This window comes from Streptomyces sp. HUAS TT7 (genome assembly GCF_051550175.1).
GTDB lineage: Bacteria > Actinomycetota > Actinomycetes > Streptomycetales > Streptomycetaceae > Streptomyces.
On sequence record NZ_CP196175.1, the window covers coordinates 4,366,060 to 4,384,260 of the forward strand.

The following is an 18,201-nucleotide window of genomic DNA, read 5'->3' on the forward strand; positions in this document are numbered from 1 at the left end:
AACCGGCAGGCAGTAGGGGGCAATCGCGTGGTCAGCAACGAAGCCAGCACCAAGGAACTCCCCCGGGTCATCAGCGTGGATGACCACGTGATCGAACCCGCGCACCTCTTTGACCGGTGGCTCCCGAGCAAGTACCGGGACCGAGGCCCGAAGCCCTTCACCGCGGGCATCGGCGAGCTGGCGTACATCGGAGGGAAGTACAAGTTCACGACGGACCCGGAAGGCCAGATCACCGACTGGTGGGAGTACGAGGGTTCGATCTTCCCCTACAAGCGCATCATCGCGGCCGTCGGCTTCTCCCGTGACGAGATGACGCTTGACGGCATCACGCGCGAGCAGATGCGCCGAGGCTGCTGGGACCCGAAGGCCCGCCTAGAGGACATGGACCTGAACCACGTCGAGGCCTCGCTCTGCTTCCCGACCTTCCCCCGCTTCTGCGGGCAGACCTTCGCCGAGGCCCAGGACAAGGAGGTCGGGCTCGCCTGCGTGCGGGCGTACAACGACTGGATGGTGGAGGAGTGGTGCGGCGACAGCGGGGGCCGGCTGATTCCGCTGTGCCTCATTCCGCTGTGGGACATCGACCTCGCCGTTGCCGAGATCAAGCGCAACGCTGCTCGTGGCGTGCGCGCAGTGACGTTCTCCGAGATCCCGACGTACCTCGGCCTCCCGTCGATCCACTCCGGCTACTGGGATCCATTCTTCGCGGCCTGCGAGGAGACGGGGACCGTGGTGAACATGCACATCGGCTCGTCGTCGCAGATGCCCGCAGCATCACCCGATGCCCCTCCGGCGGTTCAAGCTGCGCTCAGCTTCAACAACGCCATGGCTTCGATGATGGACTTCCTCTTCTCTGGGGTCCTGGTGAAGTTCCCGCGCCTGAAGCTTGCCTACAGCGAGGGGCAGATGGGGTGGATTCCGTATGCCTTGGAACGTGCCGACGATGTATGGGAAGAGCACCGGGCTTGGGGCGGCGTGAAGGACCTGATCCCGGAACCGCCGTCCTCGTACTACTACCGGCAGATCTTCTGCTGCTTCTTCCGCGATAAGCACGGCATCGAGGCCATCGAGACCGTGGGTGTGAACAACGCGACCTTTGAGACGGACTATCCGCACGTCGACTCGACATGGCCGCATACGAAGCAGGTGGCGGCCGAGCACATGGCAGGACTGCCTGATGATGTGGCGTACAAGTTGCTGCGCGGGAACGCCATCAGAATGTTGGATCTCCCTCTCGACCAAGGGCGGGTTTGATCCGGGTGGATCAGCCAGGAGTACTTCCCGCACAGCGGGCCGGAGCTTATTCGGCCTCGATGCCCTGAGCCGTGTCCGAGGTCTGTGCCGGGGGTTACGGTGACTCGGGATCCACGGAAGGCGAGCGCATGGCTACCCCTCTCGCAGATGTTCTGGTCACCCTCGGCCGCAGGTACGTTCGTCATGCTCCGGGCACCGTTGGCAAGGCAGAGCTGGCTGAGCGGTTTCTGAACTCGTACCTCCGCGATCACCCACGGCAACGGGTGGTCGAGGACCGGTCCGGCGCCCGGTTCGCCGTCGACACCACGGATCTGATTCAGCGGTTCCTGTATCTCTTCGGGGCGTGGGAGCCCCACATGACCGTATGGCTGCAGAGTCGGCTGCGCCCCGGCGACGTGTTCGTGGACGTCGGCGCCAACATCGGGGTGTTCGCCGTGCTTGGCTCCCGCCTCGTGGGCAGTACGGGGCGGGCAGTGGCGATCGAGGCATCGCCTGCCTTCCACCGCAGGGTGCTGCAGCACGCGGCGCTCAATCAGTGCGACAACATCCGCGCGGTCAACACCGCTGTGTCGGACGAGCGCAAGACGCTGACGTTCGTACTCGCCAGTTCACGCAACATGGGCGCGAACTCGATCGTCCCGTACGACGGTCCGGCGGAGTCCACGTTCGACATGGAGGCGTTCCCGCTTCCGGAGGTCCTGCAGTCGGACGAGGTGGCCAGAGCCCGCGTGATCAAGATTGATGTGGAGGGGGCGGAGGGCGGAGTCGTCCGTGGCCTCGCTCCTCTACTTGATCAGCTTCGACCGGATGCGGAGATCGCCGTGGAGGTGACCCCGGATCGCATGGCGCAACTTGGCGACTCGGTAGAGCAGTTGATGGAGACCATGCAGAAGCACGGGTTCCATGCCTACCGGTTGCCCACCGACTACTCGCCGGCGAGCTACCCGCGAGCGATGCGGCACCCCGTGGCGCCGATCCGCTGGCGTGGGCCGATCGAAGGGGAGACAGAGCTAGTTTTCTCGCGCATCGATGCCGAGGAACTGACTGCTCTCCCAGGACCGCCGCAGGCTTGAGGGCGGCTTTCCCAGCAGCGGGCACGCTCACGGATCGGACTTCCTGGTGCGGTGGGCGTGCCCCGCTGATCAGGCGCCCTGACCGATATCTCTTGGTCGGCCAGGGCGGTGCTCACGAAGCCTTCGTCTCGCTGCCTTGCTCGTCCGTGCGGGCCTGGCGGCGGAGCTCGACATGAGCGGCAGACAGTCGACCGGTCGCGTTGCCCCAATACGGGTGTCGGGCGATGCGAGAGGACAGCAGCTGTAGGCGGCGCCGGAGCACCGTCCGGAAGGGGCTGTGGGCGAGGGCTTCGTAGGTGCGGTACCAGTCGCGCTGAGCCTGGACCAGGTCGTGGGGGAAGGGTGTCTGCGCCATTTCGAAATTCAAGCACGTGTTCGATTAGTGGCGCATCTTCTGTGCTCCAGACACGCGGGGCCGTACGTGGATGTCTGCGCCCAAGGGGTTGCTGATGACGCTGTGGGCTGGGATGACGCGGGTCGGGGGAATCGTGGTGCCGCTGTTGAGCTGGCTGTGGCGGCCGATGGCGACGCCGGGGCCGAGGGCGATGCTGTTGCCGGTCTGGAGGTGGTCCCCCAGGAGGGCGCCGAACTGAGGCGTGCCGCCCGATCTGGAGCCGGCACGTACGTCGCTCACCCGCGGAACCGGCTGCTGATGGTCCGAGGGCAGGAGCGGGAGCAGCAGGAATCGCCGTTCCGCGCGGACATGGCCGCGCTCGGCCTCAAGGGCACGTGGGAGTCCCGCAGCGAGGCGATGATCCCGGCGCCTGCAGATATCGCCGCTCGCCTCGGCGTCCCGGAGGGCGACTACTGCGTACGGACCTCGTACGAGTACCTCGCGGACGGCAAGCCTTCGCATCTGTCGACGAGTTGGGAGCCGTACAGCCTGACTGGCGGAACGCTCGTCGTCATGCCGGAAGGCGGCCCTCTCGCGGGGAAGGGTGTTGTGCGCCGGATGGCCGAGATCGGCATCACGGTCAGTCGGGCGACGGAGCGGCCCGAGTCCGGACACGCAAACGCCGAGGAGGCTGTCCTCCTCGGCGTTCAACGCGGTGCGCTGGTCACTCGTATCGCGCGCACCTATTACAGCGACGAAGGCCGTGCGGTCGAGACCGCGGACATCGTGGTGCCCACTGCCGGGTGCGCGATCGAGTACGAGGTCCCGATCAGTTCCCGGTGATCGGGTAGCGCCACTGGAAGTAGTCCAGTGCGCGCGCCCGTGCTTCCACAATGGCCATGCGCGCGTCCCGCTCCGTAGAGTCGGTGTGCGCGGCCTGGCCGGTGGCCTGCCCCTCCCACTTGCGGTAGAGGAGCCCCACCTCGGACGAGAACCAACCCCGCGCCACGGCGTTCAGCGCGAGGAGAAGACCTGTGTCCTCGGAGGCCGGGAGCGCCATCCAGCCTCCGAGTGCAACCAGCAGATCGCGGCGGATGAAAAGCGTTGCCGGGTGCACCGGAGCCCGGTAGTCGTGCGTTGCCCAGTAGTCGAGCACGGCCTTGCGCTCGATCGGTCCGTGGTCGGGGTCGCCGGGGAAGCCGGCCGTCGAACCGTCGGGGAGAAGGTCGAGCACGCGGGACGTCGCCCACCCGAGGGACGGGTCGCCTTCGAGCGCCGCGAGGTCACGGGCGAGTGCTCCCGGGGGGAGCTGGTCGTCGGCGTCCAGGACCTTCACGTACTCGCCGTCAGCGCGGGCGAGGGCGATGGTGCGCGCGACTCCGGGGCCGCCACGACGCCCTTGCCGGAACGAGATCCGCTCGTCGTTGGGGACGTGAGGGGTGACGTCGTCGCCCATGCCGTCCTCCTGGATGAGCCACTGCCACTCCCACCCTTCGGGGAGCTCCTGCTCACAGAGCGACTTGTAGGCGTCGGCCAGGAAGTGCGCCGACGGGGCGTGAACAGCCGTGACGATGATGATGCGCCGACTCACGGCTCACCACCTTTCCAAGTGAGTCGTGAAGAGCATTTCCGTGCGGTCGCCGGGAAGCGTGACGTCGGAGACGTCCGCAACGCGGCCCTCGGTGTCGTAAGAGGTCTTCCTGAGGATCAGCACCGATGTGCCGGGCGGGAGGTCGAGCTCCTCCGCCTCCTCCGCCGTCGGCGGTCGAGCGGTCACGCGCTCCTCCACGCGATCGATCTCGATGCCCACGGTATGGAGCTGGTTCCAGGTGCCGCCCGGCCAGGGCTCCTTGGTCTCGTCCAGGAGGTCCGGGTTGCTCTCGACCCGCTCGCGGATCAGATACGAAGTGACCAAGGTGAACGGCGCGCGCTCGGCGCTGTACCTCGTGCGATACGTGCGCTCAAGCAGAACGGTGCCCTCGGGCACTCCCATTGCCTCGGCGAGATCCTTGGGCGCCTTGATCTCGCGGTACGAGGCATGAAACACAAGGTCGTTGACTCCGAGGCCGGTGTCCCGCTCGGTGGCGCCGGTCTGGACTCGTTGCTCCTCTGGCTTGCGCGCGCGGTCCTTCTCCCACTGATGCCGGCTGTTTATGCGCTGCACCAGCGTGCGCGGGCGACGGACGAAGGAACCGCGACCGTGCTGCTTGTCGATCAGCCCTTCGGTCTGCAGTACGCGGAGGGCTTCTCGGATCGTCACGTGGCTCTTGCCGAAGCGCTCAACTAGCGCCGACTCGGCGGGCAGGCGGTCGCCGGGCTTCAGCTGACCTGCGCGAATCTCCGCGCGGAGCTCGTCCGCGATCCGCTCGTATGCCTTTGCCATGGGTGCTCACCGATCCGTTGTCCGACGCGACTCAGCATACGACTCCTAAAGAGGTCTTGACGAGTGGAGGTGTGGAGGGCCATGGTCATGGCAACTCCTAAAGGGGACTAGAGGACAGGATCTCTTTAGGGGTTGGCTGCGGACCGGCTCCTGCCTACTCCCGAAAGGGGGCTTCGATGCGCCTCGCTGTTGGCGACGTCGTCCGTGATCGCAGCGACATGGCGATCGGGACCGTCGCGAGCCTCGACAGCTGCAACACACGCCTGGTCGTGGTGAGCGTGCCGGGCGGCACCCTGCGCGTGACCTCCGGAAGGGACTTGGAGCTCGTACGCCGGTGCTCTCCGCCGATGACCACCATGCACCGCCTGGTGGCGCTGCTCATCGTGGTGGCCGGCGTCTTCGTCGCGTACGTCGCGGAGTTCGAGGAGTTGGCTTACGGGGCCGGTGACGGCTTCCGGGAGCTCTTCCTCGGTCTGCCCGGTGAGACCGACGAGCAGCGGGCGGAAGCCTGGGGGTCTTCGGCGTTTGCGGGGACGGGACCGTGGCTGCTCAGGGGGCGTGGTGGTGGTTCCGGCTGGACGTGGCGGTTTCCGACTGCGGGCGAGTTGCGGACCGTACGACTGTGGTGTGCGCCGGGACCGGGTGGTGTGCACCGGGGCCGGCTGTGTCGGGTGGCGCATGACGAAGGCCCCGGGACCGGGGTCTTGGACAGTGAGGTGTCCGTACGGCGCAGGGCTCCCAGGACACCGAAGAGCCCGGCAACTCGGGTGAGTTGCCGGGCTCGCAGCTCGGGCGGAGCGGGGTGGGTCAGCGGGAAGGGCCCTCGGCCCCGGCCGAGTCGTCGGGGCCCTCCGCGGAGGTGCCGCCTGCGGGCGCCGACGGGCTCTCGGGGGCTTCCACAGCGGTGTCGCCGCCGGGCACCGACGGGTCGTAGGACGGGTCGTCGGCCGAGTCGCGGTCGTCGGCGCGGTGGCGCGAGGAGGGCGAGGCGCCGTGGGCCTCGGCGCGGATGCGCTGCTTCATGGTGGGCGGCAGGGCGGACGCGGCAGGCACGGCCCAGTGCACGCCCGGCGCAACGGGGGTGTCGGGTTCGCTGCGGTTGTACGTCGCGTTGTGCTGAGGTACGGAAGCCGCGGGGGCGGCGGCGGTGGCCTGGCCGGCCAGCCCGAGGGAGGCGAAGAGGGCGACGAGCGCCCCGATGAGTGCGGTCCACCAGGTCGTGAGCTTGCTGGTTGCCATGACTTCCTCGCTTCTTCCGTGAGCAGCGTGTGCTGATGGGTTGCCCGAATTGCGTTGTATCCGATGATGTGCGGGGGGCATGGGGGAGGCGAGGAACGACGCACCGTATCGGTGGATGTTCCGATGAACTACACACGGATGGAGCATCACCGATTGATATCGATCGGTGTGTATAGTCGGGCGGCAGAGGTCCCCTACGTCAAGGAAAGACGAGGTCGCGCGGTGAAGAAGCTTCTCCTGGTCGCACTGGCCGCCATCGGCGGGCTCCTCGTGTACCGCCAGATCCAGGCGGATCGCGCCGAGCAGGATCTGTGGACGGAGGCGACCGACTCCGTGCCCGCAGGTTCGGGTGTGTGAGACCGAAAGACCCGGTTGCGAAGCCCCGGCCACTGAGGTGGCCGGGGCTTCGTGCTGTCCCGGGGGATGCCCCGGGCACGGTTGAGTTCACGTGAGCAAATAGTTGACTTGCGAGGGCAAAGGTGGGGCGGGGCGACGTGAGGACGAGGCACAGCAGGTTCCGGCGGGCGGCACTGAGGATCGGAGCGGCGGTGGCCGCGCTCGGCGCGCTCCTGGCGGCGCCGGGGCCCGTGCACGCGGCCGGGCAACCGCCTTCGTACCGTTTTCCCGACGGCGTACAGGATGTGTCCGGGGGCGCGAGCAGCACCGACGGGCCGGTGCTGAAGGCCGACACCGCCTATAGGTCGGTCATCAAGCCCGGCGGCAAGGTCTATTTCCGGCTGGTTCTGGACGGCGAGAACGACGCCTACGCGTCGGCGGTCGCCCTGCCGGGGCCGGCGGGCGCGAAGCTCGCCTACGGCGACTCCATCAAGGTGTCGCTCCAGGACGCCAACGGCGAGGACTGCGACTCCCAGCGCCGTTCGATCGGCTCGGCGCAGTACCCGCACCCCATCGCCGCGTACGCCTACCGAGCCGTGCGCAAGAGCCTGTCGACCTGTCAGGAACCCGGCACCTACTCCATGGTGGTGGAGCGTCAGAGCGACGCGGCCTCCACGCCCTCGGACTGGGGGCTCGACCTGCGCTACACGACCGAGCCCACCCGCAGCGGGGCCGGACCGAGCACGGCGCCCTCCGGCTGGTCCTCCGCGTCACCGGCCCCGCAGACGGGAACCCCGCGCCCAGCCCACGGCGGCACCGGCTTCCACGACGCGACCGAGCTGTCCCCGGGACAGTGGAAGGACACCATCCGGCCGGGCGAGACCCTCTTCTACCGGGTGCCGCTCGACTGGGGCCGGCAGCTCTTCGCCGGCGGAGGTTTGGGCAGCCTCCCGTCCGCCAAGGACGGCTACATCGGCACCGCCCTCTCCCTGCAGCTCTACAACCCCGCGCGGGGCTTCGTCTCCGGGGCGTCGGCGCCGTACGACGGAAAGCAGAAGGAGGCCGCGCTCGACCCCCTCGCGCCGGTCGCCTACGAGAACCGCTACTCGACCACCGACGAGACCTCGGCGATGCGGGTCAGCGGCTCCTACTACCTGGCCGTCTCCCTCAGCCCCGAGGTCGGGCAGACCTTCGGGAACGCGCCGTACGACCTGACGCTGCGGCTGACCGTGCGGGGCGACACGACGGCAGGCCCGGCCTACGCGGGCCACGCGCCCGACTTCGGGGCGGGCGGCTCCTCTGCCGGTGACAGCTCGATGAAACTTCTCGCGGCCCTCGGAATCGGCACCGGCACGGTGCTGGTGGCCGGGCTCGCGGTGTGGACGCTGGTGGCCCGCAGGCGCGCGGCCGCGGCCGCCCCGGGTCCGCAGGGCTTCGGGCCGCCCAGCGCCTGGTAGCGGGGCCCTCAGGTCTGCGTCAGCGCCCAGAACCCGACCGCGAAACACACCAGCGCCACCAGGAGCACCGGCACCGCGACCTTGGCGGGCGGCCCGGGCCGCGGCCGGGGCGCGGAAGCCACGAAAGAGGTTCCCCGGACGGGAACTTGGGGCGGCACGGCCGCATTGGGGTACGGCGCCGTGTACGGGGTCGTCGCGGGCGTGGGCGGCGTCTGCTCGTACTGCGGAGGAAGGACGTACGCGGGAGCTGCAGTGGGAGGGGTGGGGGGCTGTTGCGGGGGTGGGGGGATGGTGCCGGGGGCGGGGAGCGAGGGTGCCTGGCCGGATGCCGAGGGGCCGGAGGTGAACTCCTGCGACTGCCCGGTCTGTTGGAGCCGTCCCTGCTCCATATGCCCGGCCATGTCCGGCTGCTGTACGCCCTCCCTCCTGGAGGAGGTGGACGTTTCCGGGGCCGGGGACGGGTTTTCGGGGCCCTCTTCGGCGAAGCCGGGGGGCAGGGGGCCGATCTGGTCGAAGACTTCGACGGGTTCCTCGTCCGGGTCCCGCTCGGGCAGCAGCTCCACGGCCGAGGCCAGCGCCTTGCGCGCCCCCGTGGCCGTGCGGAACCGGTTCTGCGGGTTCGGCTGGAGCAGTCCCGCCAGAACCTGCCAGAGGGGCTCGGGGATGCCCTGAGGGGCCCCAGGAGTGCCGTGGGCGGCGAAGTACTCGACGAGGGCCCGCGCGTCCGGCTTGCTGCCCTCCAGGAGGTAGAGCGCGACCAGGCCGACGGCGAACAGGTCGGCCGGGAAGTCGGGCTCGGCGCCCATCATCTGCTCGGGCGCGAAGTAACCCGGCGTCCCCACCACGTAGTTGGTCTCCGTGAGGCGGGGCTCGTCCTTGCGCATCGAGATGCCGAAGTCGGACAGCCGCAGATGCGGGCGGCCGCTTCCGGTGGCCTCCAGAAGGATGTTGGCCGGTTTGATGTCGCGGTGCACGACGCCCTCCGCGTGGACCGCGGCCAGGCCGGCGAGGAGCTGGTCGAGCAGGGTGCACACGAACCGGGGCGGCAACGGCCCGTAGTCGCCGATCAGATGGGCCAGCGAGCCGCCGCCGACCAGGTCCATGGTGAACAGGACCTGGTCGTCGTCGGCGGCCCAGCTGGCCGGTGCGAGCACATGCGGGTGGTCGATCCTGAGGGCTTGCTCGCGGACGAACCGCAGCAGGGTGTGGGCATCGCTCTGCTGGAGCACCTTCGCCGCCACATAGCGGCGCCGGCGCCGGTCCCAGGCGCGCCAGACGGCTCCCGCCCCGCCCCGCCCGACCGGGTCGACCAGCTCGTACCGACCGGCGAAGACCTCGCCCACCCGATGCCCCCAGGATCGATCCGACCGTTGTCAGCTCTGGTGCGACTCGTAGTGCGAGACCGCCTCGGCGGTGCGCCCCGCGCCGTACACCCGGAGGAACTCTGCCAGCTCGGGGTGGGCCGGGGCGAGGGTGTCGGCGGCGTCGATGATGTCGCCCGCGGCCGCCACGGAACGCAGCAGCGACTGGATCTCGCGCACCACGCGACGTACCGTCGGGGCGCCCGAACTGGACGTCGTCTGGCCGGTGTTGGTCAGCACCGAGCCTCCCTGGGACTTCTTGATCTCTTCCATCCGGTCGGTGGCCTCCACGGCGCTCACGCTGCCGTCGGCGACCTGCCCCGCCAGGTCCTGGAGTGCCTGGACGCGCTGCACCACGGCCGGATTGCCGATCTTGGCCCGCTGCCCGCTCATCAGCTGCGACAGCATGGGCGCCGAGAGCCCCAGAACAGCGGCGAGCCGGGCCTGATTGAGCCCGAGATCGTCTATCAGCCGTCGGAAGAGTGCCCCCAGTGGCTCCCCGTACCAGCTCCGCTGAAGCTCCCTGGCTCTGGCGGTCGCTTCCTGCTGTGCTGTGTCCATTGCGCGTCTCCCCATCGCTTCCCCATTGAGGCCGCTTCACGGGTGCGAACCTCGACGAGCATCTTACGGAGAGTGGTCGTTCACCGGGAGTCCCAATCCTTTTGCGAGATCCCCGGTTCCACCCGGTACTCTGGTCCCGCAACACCTCATCCGGGGCCTTAGCTCAGTTGGTAGAGCGCTGCCTTTGCAAGGCAGATGTCAGGAGTTCGAATCTCCTAGGCTCCACCCCTCAGAGGCTCCCTGACCTGCGGAAACGCTGGACAGGGAGCCTTTTTCACGCCCGGAACGATCTTGGACGCCGAGGGGAGACGTAGCCTGGCAGTGGCGTGGAGGCAGACGCCGAACCCCTACGTGGCGAAGGCGAGTTGAGGATGGGAAGCGAGCGGAGCGCGGCCGGCCGGGCTGCCTGGGGCGTCGGCGGGGCCGCCTTGATCGTTCTGGGCGGCGTGCTGATCTGGATCACTCAGGCCAGGGCCGCCGGTCTGCCCGAGGACCTCGGCCTGATGGCGAGCCTGGCGGTCCGCTCGGTGACGTTCGTGTTCATCGGCGGCGGCGCCTGGTGCCTGGTGCGGGCCGGAAAGCAGCGGGCCTGAGCAGGGAAGACCGACGCCCGGCAGCCTGGTGAGGCTGCCGGGCGTCCGCCGCGTTCGTGCCGATCAGTGTCGCCCAGCGCCGCTCAGCGCCGTTCGTCCCGCTCCGCGGCCTCTTCCGCGGCCTGTTTGGCCTGGACCTCGGGGTCGAGTGCGTCGGTCGTGCTGCCGTCCACGGAGGTGAGCGGGGGGCGGTCGGCGACTTCGGTCGGCTCCGGGGGCTCGACCAGCCAGTCCGGGTTGGCCTGCTTGTCCCACCAGCGCCATGCGGCGAACGCGCCGCCCGCGAGGATGCCGAGGATCAGGAAGCCCTTGGCGGCGCGGGCAGCCCTGGCCTGGCGCTGGTGCTTGCGCGCGAGCTTCTCGATCTCCTGCGTCGTCACCTGCCCGCGCAGCGCGGCCAGCGCCGCCGCCGAGCGTGCCATGGCCTCTTCGCGCAGCGGCTGGGCGGCGGCGACCGCCTGTTCCACGCGCGGAGCGGCGTATTCGGCGGCCTGCCGGGCGGCCCGGCGCGAGCGCTCCGCCGCCTGGTGGGCCACCTCGTCCACCCTCGACGGGACGCGCGGCGCGAGGTGGACGTCGTACTGCTGCCGGGCTTGGCTGCGGGCGTGCGCCGCGGCCTTCGACACCTTCGGCGCGACACGTACGCGCGCTTCCTGGGCGTAGTGCTGGGCATACTGTGCGGCCTGCTGCCTGGCCGAGTCGGCGTAGGGCGCCACCACTTCCGCGGCGTGCAGCACGCTCTCCTTCGCCGTTCCGGTCGCGGCGCGCACGCTCTCCATGCGGGTCACGTGATCCTCCTCCTTGGTGGCGGTTCGGTATGTCGCCTTTCCACCCATCTCGAAATCATGCCTGTCCTGCGGGTACCCGGCATGTGCTCCAAGGCATCCGGGTGGGCATCGAGTGTTTGAAGCACCTGGGGGGCGCGGGTGCGGGGCGCAGTGCTGGAGGGAGCCTGCGCTCGACAATGCCACGGTTGCGGGCAGTACGGCACCGTTCAGCGGGTATCTGTCGGTAACCGGGCGAATTCCCGTTCGCCGGTGCGGTCCGTGCGAGGATCGTGGGACGTCAGTGCAGACCTCTAAGGAAGGCAGATCGTGGCCGAGCAGCTTTACGCCACCCTGAAGACCAACCAGGGCGACATCGAGATTCGGCTCCTGCCGAACCACGCACCCAAGACGGTCAAGAACTTCGTGGAGCTTGCCCAGGGCGAGCGCGAGTGGACGAACCCGGCGACCGGCCAGAAGAGCACGGACCGGCTGTACGACGGCACCGTCTTCCACCGCGTGATCAGCGGTTTCATGATCCAGGGCGGCGACCCGCTGGGCAACGGCACCGGCGGCCCGGGCTACGAATTCGCCGACGAGTTCCACCCGGACCTCGCCTTCGACAAGCCGTACCTGCTCGCCATGGCCAACGCCGGCCCGGCCACCAACGGCTCGCAGTTCTTCATCACGGTGTCGCCCACCGCGTGGCTGACCCGCAAGCACACGATCTTCGGCGAGGTCTCGAACGACGCGGGCCGCAAGGTCGTGGACGCCATCGCGGCGACCCAGACCAACCCGCGCACCGACCGCCCGGTCAACGACGTGGTCATCGAGTCGGTCGTCGTGGAGTCCCGCGAAGGCTGATCTCCGGCTCCGCAGGGAACCTTTCCGCCCCGCCCGTCCGTATGACGAGCGGGGCGGAGCTGCTGCACGAGGACGAGGGAGCCCGATGAACCAGGAAGAGGATCAGGCGCGGCAGGCCGGCCTGCCCGGCTGCTACCGGCACCCCGGGGTGCACACCGGCATCCGCTGTGTCCGCTGCGAGCGCCCGATCTGCCCCGAGTGCATGATCAGCGCGTCCGTCGGCTTCCAGTGCCCCGACTGCGTGCGCTCCGGCTCCGGCACCGGCCATGCGCGTACGGCGAATCAGCCGCGCACGCTGGCGGGCGGGGTCCTGGCGGCGGGCGACCCGCAGCTGCTCACCAAGATCCTCATCGGGATCAACGTCGCCGTGTTCTTGGTGCAGCAGACGGTCGGCGTGCGGTTCGAAGACGCGTTCTTCCTGCTCGGCAGGGCCGGCATCCCGGGCTTCGACGGCGTGCAGGGCGTCGCCGAGGGCCAGTGGTACCGGCTGCTGACCTCGATGTTCCTGCACGGCGGCATCGCCCACATCGCCTTCAACATGCTCAGCCTGTGGTGGCTGGGCGGCCCTCTGGAGGCGGCGCTCGGCCGGGCCCGCTATCTGGCGCTCTACTTCGTGTCGGGCCTGGCGGGTGGCGCACTGACGTATCTGCTCGCCGCTTCCAACGAGCCCTCGCTCGGCGCGTCCGGCGCGATCTTCGGCCTGTTCGGTGCCATGGCGGTGCTGATGCGGCGGATGAAGTACGACATGCGGCCGGTCATCGGGCTGCTCGTGGTCAACCTGATCATCACGTTCGCGTGGTCGGGCATTGCCTGGCAGGCCCATGTGGGCGGTCTGGTGGCCGGTGTTCTGGTCGGCGTCGGCATGGTCCACGCCCCGGCGGAGCGGCGCGGCCCGGTGCAGTGGGGGACTTGTGCGCTGGTGCTCGCGGTCTCGGTCGTCATCGTGCTGATCCGCACCGCGCAGCTCACCTGACCACAGCGGGTACGAGCTTTCCCCAGAGTTGTCCACAGAGGGTGCCCGAACTTGTGCACCGGGTGGGGAACACCTGCGCCCCTCGCTCCTGACCTGGGTCTTTCCAGGCGGGGCAAGGGGCGCATGGGGTGTGGTGGTCGGCGGAACCAGTCACACCGGCGTCAACGTTCCGGAAGTTATCCACAGATCGTCTGAGTTATCCACTCCCCGTGGATAGCGCTGTGGATAACTGGGGGCAGAGCTTGCTTTCGCCGCTTCCGCCCCTATGCGAACAGCGCTACTTCCACTGCGTGGAGACGCCGAAGCCGCCCGCGATGAAGCCGAAGCCGACGACGATGTTCCAGTTGCCGAGCGCCTTGAGCGGCAGGTCGCCCTCGGTCACATAGAAGAGGACGATCCAGGCGAGCCCGATGAGGAAGAACGCCAGCATCACCGGGGCCACCCAGCCGCGGCTGCCCAGTTTGATGGCGGTCGCCTGCTTCGCGGGCGGCGGCGTGAAATCGGCCTTCTTGCGGATACGTGACTTCGGCACGAGGAACTCTCCTGTCGATGCGCTGCGTGACCGCGCAGGGAACTGTGGCGGCGCCGGGGGACGGGACTGCGGGGGAAGCCTCCCCCAAGCGTCCGTTAGCGTAGTGCTTCCGTGGCGCCGAAGGAGATAAGGGTACGTTGAGCAATTCTGCCGACTCCCCCGACCGGGTCCCCGAGCAGCCCCGGCGCCGCCTGCGCGCCCGCCCCGTACGGCTGCTCTCCGCCGCCGTGTTCGCGCTCGCCGGCCTCATCTTCGTCACCAGCTTCAACACGGCCAAGGGCACCAACATCCGTACCGACGCGTCGCTCCTGAAGCTGTCGGACCTGATCAAGCAGCGCGACCACAAGAACAAGGAGCTCGGCGACTCCACCGCGGCCCTGCGCGGCGACGTCGACGCGCTCGCCCAGCGCGACGACGGCTCCACCAAGGCCCAGGACCAGCTCCTCAACGGCCTCAAGGACGCCTCGGGCACCGCGCCGGTCTCCGGCAAGGGCCTGACCGTCACGCTCAACGACGCCCCGCCCAACGCCACCGCCGCCCCCGGCTACCCCGCCCCGCAGGCCAATGACCTCGTCATCCACCAGCAGGACCTGCAGGCCGTGGTCAACGCGCTGTGGCAGGGCGGCGCCCAGGGCATCCAGGTCATGGACCAGCGCCTGATCGCCACCAGCGCGGTGCGCTGTGTCGGCAACACCCTGATCCTCCAGGGCCGCGTCTACTCGCCTCCGTACAAGATCACGGCGGTCGGGGACACCGGGAAGCTGCGCGGGGCGCTGAACGCCTCCAAGGCGATCCAGAACTACCAGCTGTACGTGAAGGCCTACGGGCTCGGCTGGAAAGTCGACGAGCACAAGACGATGACTCTCGCCGCCTACTCGGGCACAGTGGATCTCCACTACGCGAAACCGGTGAAGTAGCGCGCGGGAGGGGGCATCTCCGATGTCCGTGCGGATCGTCGTGAGGACCTTCAGCGAACTGTGCCTCACCGTCGGCACCCTGATCGTCCTGTTCGTCGTGTACCTCCTGTACTGGACGGGCGTGAAGGCCGACAACGCCGCGAGCGACCAGATATCCGGCCTGCGGCAGCAGTGGGAGCAGTCCCGGCCGCCCCGCCCGGCCGCGCCGCAGAAGGCCGCCCCGCCGCCCGCGTACAGCGAAGGCCGCTCCTTCGCCGTCATGTACATCCCCCGGCTCGGCAAGGAGTGGCACAAGCCCGTCCTCGAAGGCACCGCTGTCAAGGACCTCCAGAAGGGCCTCGGCCACTACGCCAACACCGGGCAGCTCGGCCAGCAGGGCAACTTCTCCGTCGCCGGCCACCGGCGCACCTACGGCGACCCGTTCAAGGACTTCCCCGAACTGCGGCCCGGCGACGCGGTCGTCCTGCGCGACGACACCACCTGGTACACCTACCGCATCGACGACAAGCCGTACCGGACCGTGCCCAGCGACGTCGGCGTCATCGACCCCGTCCCCGCCAAGTCGCCGTTCCGCTCACCGGGCCGCTATCTGACCCTGACCACCTGCGACCCGGAATGGGGCAGCAGCCACCGGCTGATCGTCTGGGGGCACCTCGACTCCACGCTGCCTGTGACGCAGGGCAAACCCACAGCTTTGGACGGCTGACCCCCAACCACAGCCCGGCCCCTTAGTCTGGTGCCGTAACGATCGTCGGAAGGGACAGCGGGGACAGCATGTACGGCTGGATCTGGCGGCATCTGCCGGGCAACGCGTGGCTGCGGGCGGTCATCTCGCTCGCGATGGTGCTCTTGATCGTCTACGTGCTCTTCCAGTACGTCTTCCCGTGGGCGGAGCCGCTGCTCCCGTTCAACGACGTGACGGTGGACCAGGGGATGGGGACGGCAGCCCGGTGAGCGCGCGCATTCTCGTAGTCGACAACTACGACAGCTTCGTCTTCAACCTGGTCCAGTACCTGTACCAGCTCGGCGCCGAGTGCGAGGTCGTCCGCAACGACGAGGTGTCCCTCGAACATGCCCAGGACGGCTTCGACGGCGTCCTGCTCTCCCCCGGCCCCGGCGCGCCCGAACAGGCGGGCGTCTGCGTCGACATGGTGCGCCACTGCGCCGCAACCGGCGTCCCCGTCTTCGGCGTCTGTCTCGGTATGCAGTCGATGATGGTCGCGTACGGCGGCGTCGTGGGCCGGGCTCCCGAGCTGCTGCACGGCAAGACGTCGCCGGTGCTGCACCAGGGCACAGGCGTTTTTGCGGGGCTCCCCTCTCCTTTCACGGCGACCCGCTACCACTCGCTGGCCGCCGAGCCGGCGACCCTGCCGGGCGAGCTCGAAGTCACCGCCCGCACCGAGGACGGCATCATCATGGGGCTGCGCCACCGTGAACTGCCGGTCGAGGGCGTCCAGTTCCACCCCGAGTCGGTCCTGACCGAGCACGGCCACCGCATGCTGGCCAACTGGCTGGTCCGATGCGGGGACGCGGGGGCCGTCGAGCGGTCGGCGGGGCTCGCGCCGGTGGTGGGCAAGGCCGTGGCGTGACTGCGGTGCGTCCGGAGCACGAGTACGACCCGCTGACGGACCCGCTGCCACCGGGCGGGCACGGATCGCCCTGGTTCCGGGCCGACAACCTGCCACCCGATGCTTCAGCCCCCGTACAGGAGCCCGTATCCGGCCATGTGGCCGAGCATGTGGCTGAGCCTTTGGGGGCGCCTGCTCCCGAGACGCTGACGGAGCCTCAGGAGTGGTACGAGCCGGGCCCCGTGGCCCATCAGCAGGACTGGTATCCGGCACAAGAGCCGATAGCCGAGCCGGTCGCACCGGAATTCCAGCACGCGACGCCCGGGATACCCGCCCCGGAGCCGATATCCGTCGCGCCGGCCGGCACGGTTCCGCCGGCCACCGGAGGGCGGGCCGAGCGGCGCAGGGCCGCCAAGGGCAAGGGACGCGCGGCCCCCGGCCCCACCCCCGCTCCCGATCCGGATGGGCGGCGGCTCACCCGGGCCGAGGCGCGCAGGGCGGCCAAGGCGCGCAAGGACAGCGCGGCGGTGATCGCCAGCCGGATCCTGGGCGAAGCCTTCATCACGCTGGGCGTGGTGATGCTCCTGTTCGTGACGTACCAGCTGTGGTGGACGAACGTCCGCGCACACCAGGAGGCAGGCAGCGCCGCCAAGAAGATCGCGCAGGACTGGGCGGACGGCCGCAAGCCCGGCACGTTCGCACCCGGCCAGGGCTTCGCCATCATGCACATCCCCAAGCTGGACGTCGTCGCCCCGATCGCGCAGGGCACCAGCAAGGCGAAGGTCCTCGACAAGGGCATGATCGGCCACTACGACGAAGGCTCCCTCAAGACTGCCATGCCGGGGGACAAGACCGGCAACTTCGCGGTCGCCGCCCACCGCAACACCCATGGCGAGCCCTTCCGGTACATCAACCGGCTGAAGGCGGGCGACAAGGTCGTCGTCGAGACGCAGGACGCGTACTACACCTACGAGATCACCAGCGAACTTCCTCAGACGTCGCCGGCGAACGTGTCTGTGCTCAAGCCGATCCCCGCCGGATCCGGATTCACCAAGCCCGGCCGCTATCTGACGCTGACGACCTGTACGCCGGAATTCACGAGTACCTACCGGCTGATCGTGTGGGGCAAGATGGTCGACGACCGACCGCGCAGCAAGGGCAAGCCCGACGCGCTCGTGGAATGACCGAACGGACAGCAGGGGCGGGTGCGGTGGCGACAGGAACCGACCACGAGGAGCGGACCGGCACGCCCGAACCGGCTCCGGCCCGGCGCGGCCGCGGCGTCGTCGCCGGCGTCATCAGCGTCTTCGGTGAACTCCTCATCACCGCGGGCCTGGTGCTCGGCCTGTTCGTCGTCTACTCGCTGTGGTGGACGAACGTCATGGCCGACCGCGAGGCGTCCGCACAGGGCGACAGCGTGCGCCGCGACTGGGCGGCCTCCACCGGACCGGGCGCCCTCGACACCAAGGGCGGCATCGGCTTCCTGCACGTGCCGGCGATGAAGAACGGCGAGGTGCTCGTCAAGAAGGGCACCGACACCGACGTCCTCAACGGCGGTGTGGCCGGCTACTACACGGACCCGGTCAAGGCGGCGCTGCCCGGCGCGGGCAAGAGCGGCAACTTCACGCTCGCCGCCCACCGGGACGGCCACGGCGCCAAGTTCCACAACATCGATAAGGTGAAGACCGGCGATCCGGTCGTCTTCGAGACCAAGGACACCTGGTACGTCTACAAGGTGTTCGCGGAGCTGACGGAGACGTCGAAGTACAACGTCGACGTCCTGCAGCCGGTCCCGAAGGAGTCGGGCGCCAAGAAGCCCGGCCAGTACATCACCCTGACGACCTGCACCCCGGTCTACACCTCGAAGTACCGCTACATCGTGTGGGGCGAACTGGTGCGCACCGAGAAGGTCGACGCCAAGCGCACCCCGCCGGCCGAACTGCGCAAGTAGTACGCCGAGTTGCCACAGCACCGCTCGTACGGTGCTGAGACCGA

The 18,201-nt window shown here is 69.0% G+C and carries 22 protein-coding genes, 1 tRNA gene and 1 pseudogene; 15 read left to right on the top strand and 9 right to left on the bottom strand.

Going from position 1 to position 18,201, the window contains the following annotated elements:
* The first annotated feature begins 27 nt into the window (after positions 1-27).
* On the top strand, positions 28-1,251 hold the full coding sequence (locus ACSHXC_RS19705; protein ID WP_438296703.1) for an amidohydrolase family protein: 1,224 nt from the start codon (positions 28-30) through the stop codon (positions 1,249-1,251).
* 128 nt (positions 1,252-1,379) lie between these two features.
* Positions 1,380-2,324 carry an FkbM family methyltransferase gene (locus ACSHXC_RS19710; RefSeq protein WP_438292801.1) on the top strand — a complete coding sequence of 315 codons (945 nt, stop codon included), beginning with the start codon at positions 1,380-1,382 and terminating at the stop codon, positions 2,322-2,324.
* Between the two features lie 112 nt (positions 2,325-2,436).
* Here the strand turns inward: ACSHXC_RS19710 and ACSHXC_RS19715 are convergent, their stop codons facing one another.
* Both ACSHXC_RS19715 and ACSHXC_RS19720 read right to left on the bottom strand, forming a co-directional pair.
* On the bottom strand, positions 2,437-2,679 hold the full coding sequence (locus ACSHXC_RS19715) for a hypothetical protein (RefSeq protein WP_438292802.1): 243 nt from the start codon (positions 2,677-2,679) through the stop codon (positions 2,437-2,439).
* Positions 2,680-2,703: 24 nt separating this feature from the next.
* Positions 2,704-2,958 (bottom strand): hypothetical protein, encoded by a 255-nt coding sequence (locus tag ACSHXC_RS19720; protein ID WP_438297109.1) that lies wholly within the window; start codon positions 2,956-2,958, stop codon positions 2,704-2,706.
* Between ACSHXC_RS19720 and ACSHXC_RS19725 the strand changes: the two are divergent.
* Positions 2,929-3,501, top strand: a pseudogene (locus tag ACSHXC_RS19725) (UTRA domain-containing protein); the annotation flags it as partial. The gene ACSHXC_RS19720 and the pseudogene ACSHXC_RS19725 sit on opposite strands and share 30 nt — an antisense overlap.
* Here the strand turns inward: ACSHXC_RS19725 and ACSHXC_RS19730 are convergent.
* From ACSHXC_RS19730 to ACSHXC_RS19740, 3 genes are all read right to left on the bottom strand, one after another.
* On the bottom strand, positions 3,488-4,249 hold the full coding sequence (locus tag ACSHXC_RS19730; protein ID WP_438292803.1) for a glycosyltransferase family 2 protein: 762 nt from the start codon (positions 4,247-4,249) through the stop codon (positions 3,488-3,490). The pseudogene ACSHXC_RS19725 and the gene ACSHXC_RS19730 sit on opposite strands and share 14 nt — an antisense overlap.
* Before the next feature lie 3 nt (positions 4,250-4,252).
* Positions 4,253-5,041: a GntR family transcriptional regulator gene (locus ACSHXC_RS19735; RefSeq protein ID WP_438292804.1), complete on the bottom strand. Its 789-nt coding sequence runs from the start codon at positions 5,039-5,041 to the stop codon at positions 4,253-4,255.
* Positions 5,042-5,848: 807 nt separating this feature from the next.
* Positions 5,849-6,280 (bottom strand): DUF6344 domain-containing protein, encoded by a 432-nt coding sequence (locus ACSHXC_RS19740; RefSeq protein WP_438292805.1) that lies wholly within the window; start codon positions 6,278-6,280, stop codon positions 5,849-5,851.
* Positions 6,281-6,502: 222 nt separating this feature from the next.
* Between ACSHXC_RS19740 and ACSHXC_RS19745 the strand changes: the two genes are divergently transcribed.
* Together ACSHXC_RS19745 and ACSHXC_RS19750 are read left to right on the top strand one after the other, a co-directional pair.
* Positions 6,503-6,637: a DLW-39 family protein gene (locus ACSHXC_RS19745; protein WP_003958712.1), complete on the top strand. Its 135-nt coding sequence runs from the start codon at positions 6,503-6,505 to the stop codon at positions 6,635-6,637.
* Between the two features lie 137 nt (positions 6,638-6,774).
* Entirely contained in the window at positions 6,775-8,073 is a 1,299-nt protein-coding gene (locus ACSHXC_RS19750; protein WP_438292806.1) for a hypothetical protein, read from the top strand.
* Between the two features lie 8 nt (positions 8,074-8,081).
* Here the strand turns inward: ACSHXC_RS19750 and ACSHXC_RS19755 are convergent, their stop codons facing one another.
* Together ACSHXC_RS19755 and ACSHXC_RS19760 are read right to left on the bottom strand one after the other, a co-directional pair.
* Positions 8,082-9,416, bottom strand: a complete 1,335-nt coding sequence (locus tag ACSHXC_RS19755; protein ID WP_438292807.1) for a serine/threonine-protein kinase — start codon at positions 9,414-9,416, stop codon at positions 8,082-8,084.
* Between the two features lie 30 nt (positions 9,417-9,446).
* Positions 9,447-9,995 carry a helix-turn-helix domain-containing protein gene (locus ACSHXC_RS19760; protein WP_189969852.1) on the bottom strand — a complete coding sequence of 183 codons (549 nt, stop codon included), beginning with the start codon at positions 9,993-9,995 and terminating at the stop codon, positions 9,447-9,449.
* Positions 9,996-10,147: 152 nt separating this feature from the next.
* Here ACSHXC_RS19760 and ACSHXC_RS19765 point away from each other — a divergent pair.
* Positions 10,148-10,220: transfer RNA gene (locus ACSHXC_RS19765), tRNA-Ala, on the top strand.
* A 146-nt stretch (positions 10,221-10,366) separates the two neighbouring features.
* A complete protein-coding gene (locus ACSHXC_RS19770; RefSeq protein WP_438292808.1) occupies positions 10,367-10,588 on the top strand; it encodes a hypothetical protein in 222 nt (73 codons plus the stop codon).
* Between the two features lie 83 nt (positions 10,589-10,671).
* On the opposite strand, the gene ACSHXC_RS19775 is transcribed toward ACSHXC_RS19770, so the two are convergent.
* Positions 10,672-11,424: a DUF5324 family protein gene (locus ACSHXC_RS19775; protein ID WP_438292809.1), complete on the bottom strand. Its 753-nt coding sequence runs from the start codon at positions 11,422-11,424 to the stop codon at positions 10,672-10,674.
* 258 nt (positions 11,425-11,682) lie between these two features.
* On the opposite strand from ACSHXC_RS19775, the gene ACSHXC_RS19780 reads away from it, so the two are divergent.
* Together ACSHXC_RS19780 and ACSHXC_RS19785 are read left to right on the top strand one after the other, a co-directional pair.
* Entirely contained in the window at positions 11,683-12,216 is a 534-nt protein-coding gene (locus ACSHXC_RS19780; protein ID WP_438292810.1) for a peptidylprolyl isomerase, read from the top strand.
* An 85-nt stretch (positions 12,217-12,301) separates the two neighbouring features.
* Positions 12,302-13,189 carry a rhomboid family intramembrane serine protease gene (locus ACSHXC_RS19785; RefSeq protein WP_438292811.1) on the top strand — a complete coding sequence of 296 codons (888 nt, stop codon included), beginning with the start codon at positions 12,302-12,304 and terminating at the stop codon, positions 13,187-13,189.
* Between the two features lie 277 nt (positions 13,190-13,466).
* Here the strand turns inward: ACSHXC_RS19785 and crgA are convergent, their stop codons facing one another.
* Entirely contained in the window at positions 13,467-13,721 is a 255-nt protein-coding gene (gene crgA, locus ACSHXC_RS19790; RefSeq protein WP_053724735.1) for a cell division protein CrgA, read from the bottom strand.
* A gap of 137 nt (positions 13,722-13,858) precedes the next feature.
* Between crgA and ACSHXC_RS19795 the strand changes: the two genes are divergently transcribed.
* The 6 genes from ACSHXC_RS19795 (at position 13,859) to ACSHXC_RS19820 (ending at position 18,157) form a co-directional block, all read left to right on the top strand.
* Complete coding sequence (locus ACSHXC_RS19795) at positions 13,859-14,638, top strand: DUF881 domain-containing protein (protein ID WP_344370848.1); 780 nt, start codon at positions 13,859-13,861, stop codon at positions 14,636-14,638.
* Between the two features lie 22 nt (positions 14,639-14,660).
* A complete protein-coding gene (locus tag ACSHXC_RS19800) occupies positions 14,661-15,344 on the top strand; it encodes a class E sortase (protein WP_438292812.1) in 684 nt (227 codons plus the stop codon).
* Between the two features lie 68 nt (positions 15,345-15,412).
* The gene (locus tag ACSHXC_RS19805) at positions 15,413-15,592 is read left to right on the top strand and encodes a hypothetical protein (protein ID WP_438292813.1); all 180 of its coding nucleotides are present in this window, start codon (positions 15,413-15,415) and stop codon (positions 15,590-15,592) included.
* Complete coding sequence (locus tag ACSHXC_RS19810) at positions 15,589-16,227, top strand: aminodeoxychorismate/anthranilate synthase component II (protein ID WP_438292814.1); 639 nt, start codon at positions 15,589-15,591, stop codon at positions 16,225-16,227. The genes ACSHXC_RS19805 and ACSHXC_RS19810 overlap by 4 nt, the downstream gene beginning before the upstream one ends.
* Positions 16,224-17,390 (top strand): class E sortase, encoded by a 1,167-nt coding sequence (locus ACSHXC_RS19815; RefSeq protein ID WP_438292815.1) that lies wholly within the window; start codon positions 16,224-16,226, stop codon positions 17,388-17,390. The genes ACSHXC_RS19810 and ACSHXC_RS19815 overlap by 4 nt, the downstream gene beginning before the upstream one ends.
* Positions 17,387-18,157: a class E sortase gene (locus tag ACSHXC_RS19820; protein WP_438292816.1), complete on the top strand. Its 771-nt coding sequence runs from the start codon at positions 17,387-17,389 to the stop codon at positions 18,155-18,157. Before ACSHXC_RS19815 ends, ACSHXC_RS19820 begins: the two co-directional genes overlap by 4 nt.
* Positions 18,158-18,201: the final 44 nt, after the last annotated feature.